General features: G+C 73.3%; 1 protein-coding gene. It reads left to right on the plus strand.

Translation table 11 applies throughout. The features are described 5' to 3' along the window. Positions 1 to 1,639, plus strand: a 1,639-nt coding sequence (locus tag ACWENR_RS30735) for a type I polyketide synthase (protein WP_452280434.1), incomplete at both ends; no start/stop codon positions are given.

A 1,639-nucleotide genomic window follows, 5' to 3' on the forward strand; every position in this document is an offset into this window, starting at 1 on the left:
GACGGCGCCCCGGCGGCGGGCCGCGCGGGGCGGCGACTGGGCCGACCAGCTCGCGGGCCTCGCGCCCGACGAGGCCCGCGCCCAGATCGACGCGCTGGTGCGTGGCCTGGTCGCGCAGGTGTTGGGGCACGGCGGCGCGGAGTCGGTGCCGGCGGACCGGGCGTTCCGGGAGCTGGGCTTCGACTCGCTGACGGCCGTCGAGTTGCGTAACCGGTTGAACGCGGCCACGGGGCTGCGGCTGGCCTCGACGCTGGTCTTCGACCACCCGACCCCGGCCGTGCTCGTCGACCACCTGCACGAGCAGGTCTCCGGGCAGATCACCGCCCGCCAGACGGCGGTGCTCACCGCCAGCACCGACGAGCCGATCGCCATCGTGGGCATGGCCTGCCGCTACCCCGGTGGAGTCGAGAGCCCGGACCAGCTGTGGGCGTTGCTTGCCGGCGGCGGCGACGGGATCTCGGAGTTTCCCACCGATCGCGGCTGGGACCTGGAGTCGCTGTTCGATCCGGACCCGGAGCACAGCGGTACGTCGTACACGCGGCACGGTGGTTTCCTGTACGGGGCCGCCGACTTCGATCCGACGTTCTTCGGGATCTCGCCGCGCGAGGCCCTCGCGATGGATCCGCAGCAGCGGCTGCTGCTGGAGGCGTCGTGGGAGTCGTTCGAGTCCGCCGGTCTCGATCCGCAGCGGTTGCGGGGCAGCCGGACGGGTGTCTTCGCCGGCGTCATGTACCACGACTACGCCTCCCGCCTGATGGACCTGCCGCCGGACGCCGAGGGCTTCGTCGGCACGGGCACGTCCGGCAGCGTGCTCTCCGGCCGCGTCGCCTACACGTTCGGCCTGGAGGGGCCGGCCGTGACCGTCGATACCGCCTGTTCCTCCAGCCTTGTGGCGCTGCACCTCGCCGCGCAGGCGTTGCGCTCGGGTGAGTGCGATCTGGCGCTGGCCGGTGGTGTGACGGTGATGGCGACGCCGGGGACGTTCGTCGAGTTCTCCCGGCAGCGGGGTCTGTCGCAGGATGGCCGCTGCAAGTCGTTCGCGGCGTCGGCCGACGGCACGGGCTGGTCCGAGGGCGTGGGCGTGCTGCTGGTGGAGCGGCTCTCGGACGCGCGGCGCAACGGGCACCGCGTGCTGGCGGTGGTACGCGGCACGGCCGTGAACCAGGACGGCGCGTCGAACGGCCTGACCGCGCCGAACGGCCCGTCGCAGCAGCGGGTGATCCGGCAGGCCCTGGCCAACGCTCGCCTGACCACCGCCGACGTGGACGCCGTGGAGGCGCACGGCACCGGCACGACGCTGGGCGATCCGATCGAGGCGCAGGCGTTGCTGGCGACGTACGGGCAGGAGCGTCCGCAGGATCGGCCGCTGCTGTTGGGGTCGGTGAAGTCGAACATCGGTCACACGCAGGCCGCCGCCGGCGTGGCCGGTGTGATCAAGATGGTGCTGGCGATGCGGCACGGTCTCGTCCCGCCGACCCTGCACGTGGACGAGCCGTCGCCGCACGTGGACTGGTCGGCCGGGGCGGTGGCCCTCGCCACCGAAGCCACCCCGTGGCCGCAGGTGGACCGGCCGCGTCGGGCGGCGGTGTCGTCGTTCGGCATCTCCGGCACGAACGCGCACGTGATCATCGAGCAGCCG

Source organism: Micromonospora sp. NPDC004336 (assembly GCF_053602615.1).